We start from the raw sequence: 4,640 nt of genomic DNA, 5'->3' as shown, positions 1-4,640 counted from the left end.
TGCCGCCAGATCCCGGAGACGCCGACCCGCACCCCGCCTCTCGTGCGCAGGTCGTGCCGGTCGAGCACGACGGTGAGCTGCCGGGGCGCGCGGTCGCGGGGGCCGAGCAGGCCGCGCTCCTGGGTGCAGTGGGCGGCGGTCACGACCCGGTCGGGGGCGATGAGGGCGCCGCCGCAGAAGTGGGAGCCGCGCGCGTCGAGCAGGGCGGCCACCCAGGGCGCGCGCCCGGCGACGGAGCCGCCGACGACGGCGAGCGCGGCGGGCGCGGCGACGAGCTGGGAGGCGAGCTGGACCGCGACCAGGGCGAGGGCGGCGACTAAGCGGGAGCTGATGCGCATAGAGCACCTCTTTACGACGGGTAGCCGAGTGGCGACTCACCGTAGCCGCACCACAAAGATCACATCAAGTCAGGATATTTTCCTGTTAAGATGCCGTAGTTCCGAAAAATCCACGGTCTGTGTCCTGCGTCACCGCTGTCTGTCCGGACCATAGGGGGGTACTTCCGTTGCAGTTCGACCTGACCACGCTGCCCGCGTTCCTGATCGCCTGCGCGGTCGTGGTGCTCACCCCCGGCGTGGACTCCTTCCTCCTGCTGCGCACCTCGATGCGCTCGGGCACCCGCGCCGGCCTGCTGGCCCTGGCGGGCATCCACACCGCCGCCGCCATCCAGGTCGCGGTCGTGATCTCGGGCCTCGGCGTGGTGATCGCAGGCTTCCCGCCCGCGCTGACCGCGCTGCGCTGGATCGGCGCGGCCTACCTGCTGTACCTGGCGCTGTCGATCACCCGCGACCTGGTGCGCAACCGGGGCCGGGCGCCCGAGGAGGGCGAGGTCGTCGCGGACCGGCCGTTCCGGCGCGGCTTCCTGACCAACATCACCAACCCGAAGATGCTGCTGTTCTCCCTGGCGTTCCTGCCGCAGTTCATCGGCTCCGGCGACCCCACCCCGCAGCTCGCGATGCTCGCGGCGGTGTTCCTGGCGCTGGCCGCCGCGTGGGAGGGCACGATCGTGCTGGCCGCGTCGGCGGTCGGCGGGCGGCTGCGCAAGCCGGGCGTGACCACCGCGCTGGACGTGGTGTGCGCGGCGGTCTTCGCCACCATGTCGGTCGGCCTGGTCCTCTGACCGGGCCGCGCCGCGACCGTCAGGTGTAGGCGCCCACGCGGGTGTACACGCCGGGGTACTCGGGCCGGGCGCAGCCGACGCCCCAGGACACCAGCCCGGCGAGCCTGCCCGCGATGACGAACGGCCCGCCCGAGTCGCCCTGGCAGGCGTCCTTGCCGCCGTTCGGCAGCCCGGCGCAGAACATCGACGACGACTGGTAGTGGCCGGGGTAGGCGGCGGAGCACACCTCGTTGGTCTGGAGCGGCACGGACACCTTCCGCAGCACCGGCGAGGTGGTCCCGCTCTCCGAGGTGCGGCCCCAGCCGAACGCGGTGCCGGTGATGCCCGCCCGGTACAGCCCCGTCTCGGACGGCTTGGCGAGCGCGATCGCCTCGTACGGCATCGGCGTGGACGTCAGCAGGTAGGCGATGTCCGCGCCGGTGGTCGCCGAGCGGTAGGCGGGGTGGACGTACACCCCGGACACCGGGTGGATCGTGCCACCGGGCTTGGTCACGTCCAGCCTGCCCGCCACCACCAGCACGTCGCCGCCGGTCAGCCCGCTGACGCAGTGCGCGGCGGTCATCACCTGGTACCGGCTGATGATCGCGCCGCCGCAGAACTGCCTGCCGTCGGGGTCGACCAGCGCCACCACCCACGGGTAGGGGTTCGGGGCGTCCACGACCACGCCGCCGACGATCCTCGGGTCGGCCCCGGCGGGCGGCGCCACCGCCACGCCGGTGAGCAGCAGTGCCAGCGCCATCGCCACGCGCATCAGAGTCCGCATACCGGCCAACCAAACCCGGCCGCCGCGACCGCACAACTCGGGCACACGGTCGGGTGATCGGGTGTGGTCGGCCGGCGCGGCGCTCAGCCCTTGAGCTGCTGGTCGATCAGCGCCCGGTAGGCGGTGATCCGCGAGTACACGCCGGGCTGGCCGGGCCGCGCGCAGCCCTCGCCCCACGAGGTGACGCCGACCAGCGCGCCGTTCGCGACCAGCGGGCCGCCGGAGTCGCCCTGGCAGGTGTCGATGCCCCCGCGCGGGTAGCCCGCGCAGACCATGGCCGCCGGGTCGAACCGGCTGTAGTCGGCGGCGCACTCCTGGTCGGACATGACCGGCACGTTCGCGCCCAGCAGCACCTGGGAGGCGGCGCCGATCTCGGCGGTGCGGCCCCAGCCGAGGACCTTCGCCACCGTCCCCGGAGCCGGGTCGGCGGACGCGAGCGGCAGCACCCGGTTCGCGACCGGCCTGACCAGGGTGAGCACGGCGACGTCGCTGCCCTGCTCGGCCGACGAGTAGAACGGGTGCTTCCAGATCCGGGCCACCCGCAGCGTCTCACCCGCCTGGGTGCGCTTGTCCTCGCGCCCCGCGACGACGACGAGCCGCTCCGGGGCGGTGCCCGCGACGCAGTGCGCGGCGGTGACCACCTTGGTCGGCGCGACGAGCGTGCCGCCGCAGAACTGGCTCCCGGTCGTGCCCGCCAGGAACACCACCCACGGGTGCTCGGCGATGGACGCGCGCGTCCCGCCGACGACTCTCGGTTCCGCCGCGGTCGCGACGCCCCCTCCGCACAGCACCGCGAGAACGCTGAGAAAAACGGCAAGCCTCATCGCCCCTCCTACGCCTAGTGGGGAGCGCCCGAGTCCGAGCACCCGCGAGGAGGTTAGCCCTGAAAGAGCAGGTCGATGCGCCGAAAGGAGCACACGACCTGGTCGGCCCAGCCGCGCGACCCGGCTGTCGCAGCGGCGGGCCCGCCGGGTCGCGCCGCGTGCTGTCGATCAGTTCCCGGAGGGTGAACCGAAGCCGGAGAAGCGCCCCCTGACCTTGCCCGCCGCGTCCGCCACGACCCCGCCGAGGTCGTTGACGACCTTCATCAGCGGGTCCTCGGACTCGGCGGCGTCGGACTTGTAGGAGCGGGCCGCCTCCTTGAGGTCCTCGGTGAACGTGCTGGACGCGTGGTCGTCCTCGCGGCGCCGGTAGTCGCCCGACAGGATGGCCCGGTACTCCTCGCTCGCGGCCCAGCGCTGGAGCTCGGCGGCGCGCACCACGGCCATCGGGTGGGTCAGCGGCCAGGTGCGGATCAGCTTGAGGACGCTGTCGCGCACGTCCTCGACCTGCTCGTACTCCTTGGCCTGCTTGAGGAACTCGGCGGTGTCGACCTGGGTGAGGTCCATGCCGCCCGCGAGGGCGACGTGCACGCGCAGCGCGGCGGCCGGGTCCTGGGCGCACAGCAGGCCCGCGCGGTCGCAGCTCAGCTCGGTCTTGCGGTACCACTCGTGCAGGGCGGCGATGACGGCGCGGACCGCCCAGTAGCCCGCGGGCATCCAGCCGAGGCTGTGCTGGAGCTGCATCAGCCGCATGAGGATCGTCTGGTAGAGCGCGTGGCCGGAGAGCACGTGGCCCATCTCGTGGCCGATGGCGAAGCGCAGGCCGTCGTGGTCGAGCAGGTCGACCAGGCCGGTGGTGAGCACGATGAACGGCTTGTCGATGCCCAGGGCCATCGCGTTCGGCTGCGGGTTGCGGGTGATGAACAGCTCGGGGACCGGGTCGAGGTCGAGCGTGGCCGCGGTCTCGTTCCGCAGCCGGTCGAGGGCCGGGTACTGCTTCGGGCCCACCCGGATGGAGGTCGCCAGGTAGCCGAGGCGCTCGCCGCGCTCGGTGAAGGCGCCCGCGACGGACTTGAGGACCGGACCGATGCCGGGGACCGCGCGCAGGACCGCCAGCGCGCCCCGGTCGACCGGGTGCTCGTAGGCACGGGGGCTGATGCCGGGGAACCGAACCCTGGAGGTCGACCGCTCGATCTCTTCGCTCATCCTCCCAGCGTGCCACGCCCCACCTCCCCCTACTCCCCGTTCGGGGGAATCACGGGCACACTGACGGGGTGGAACCGGATGTGCTGGGCGACGGGTTCGAGGTCAGGACGCTGCCGCTGGGCTCGGAGGCGAGCGCGGCGCTGGTGCGCAGGCGCGCCGACGGGGCGGCCGAGCGCGGGGCCGTGCTGTACGTGCACGGGTTCGCGGACTACTTCTTCCAGCGGCACGTGGCCGAGCACTTCGCGGCGCTCGGGTACGACTTCTACGCGCTGGACCTGCGCGCCTACGGGCGGTCGCTGAGGCCGGGCGAGGTGGCGAACCACGTCGAGGACCTGTCGACGCACTTCGAGGAGCTCGACGCCGCCGTGCGGGTGGTGCGCGAGGAGGACGGGCACCGGGGGCTGGTGGTGGTCGGGCACTCCACGGGCGGGCTGACCACCAGCCTGTGGGCGCACGAGCGGCGCCTGGACGGCGCGCTGGACGCGCTGGTGCTCAACAGCCCGTGGCTGGACCTGGCCGAGCCGTGGGTGGTGCGCACGGTCGGCACGGCCGTGGTGCGCGGGGTGGGGCGCCTCGCGCCGAAGCTGGTGCTCAAGCCGGGCCTGGGGCCGGTGTACGGGCAGAGCATCCACCGGGACCACCACGGCGAGTGGGAGTTCGACACCGCGTGGAAGCCGATCGAGGCGTTCCCGGTCACGGCCGGGTGGTTGCGGGCGGTGCGGGTCGGGCA

Annotated in this window: 6 protein-coding genes; 2 read left to right on the top strand and 4 right to left on the bottom strand. The window is 73.2% G+C overall.

The window, feature by feature from the left end; genetic code table 11:
- The coding region (locus tag ACTUAL_RS15065) for a trypsin-like serine protease (RefSeq protein ID WP_440900687.1) at positions 1-338 on the bottom strand (338 nt) is incomplete at its 3' end.
- Positions 339-505: 167 nt separating this feature from the next.
- Here ACTUAL_RS15065 and ACTUAL_RS15060 point away from each other — a divergent pair.
- Entirely contained in the window at positions 506-1,120 is a 615-nt protein-coding gene (locus ACTUAL_RS15060) for a LysE family translocator (RefSeq protein ID WP_096496551.1), read from the top strand.
- A gap of 19 nt (positions 1,121-1,139) precedes the next feature.
- Here ACTUAL_RS15060 and ACTUAL_RS15055 read toward each other — a convergent pair whose 3' ends face one another.
- From ACTUAL_RS15055 to ACTUAL_RS15045, 3 genes are all read right to left on the bottom strand, one after another.
- A complete protein-coding gene (locus ACTUAL_RS15055; protein ID WP_440900686.1) occupies positions 1,140-1,871 on the bottom strand; it encodes a serine protease in 732 nt (243 codons plus the stop codon).
- Between the two features lie 95 nt (positions 1,872-1,966).
- Positions 1,967-2,674: a S1 family peptidase gene (locus ACTUAL_RS15050; RefSeq protein WP_440900685.1), complete on the bottom strand. Its 708-nt coding sequence runs from the start codon at positions 2,672-2,674 to the stop codon at positions 1,967-1,969.
- 201 nt (positions 2,675-2,875) lie between these two features.
- Positions 2,876-3,910, bottom strand: coding sequence for a M48 family metalloprotease (locus tag ACTUAL_RS15045; protein WP_096496553.1), 1,035 nt, complete (start codon positions 3,908-3,910; stop codon positions 2,876-2,878).
- Positions 3,911-3,978: 68 nt separating this feature from the next.
- Here ACTUAL_RS15045 and ACTUAL_RS15040 point away from each other — a divergent pair.
- A partial coding sequence (locus ACTUAL_RS15040) for an alpha/beta fold hydrolase (RefSeq protein ID WP_440900684.1) occupies positions 3,979-4,640 on the top strand: 662 nt, incomplete at its 3' end.

Source organism: Actinosynnema sp., from assembly GCF_052038725.1.
The sequence above is the reverse complement of the archived record's forward strand: the minus strand, read 5'-3'. Positions and strand labels throughout refer to the sequence as shown.

What these genes read in the sequence shown, in the direction of transcription:
- ACTUAL_RS15045 (WP_096496553.1), bottom strand. Translation starts at nt 3,910, where the DNA reads ATGAGCGAAGAGATCGAGCGGTCGACCTCCAGGGTTCGGTTCCCCGGC.
- ACTUAL_RS15055 (WP_440900686.1), bottom strand. Translation starts at nt 1,871, where the DNA reads ATGCGCGTGGCGATGGCGCTGGCACTGCTGCTCACCGGCGTGGCGGTG.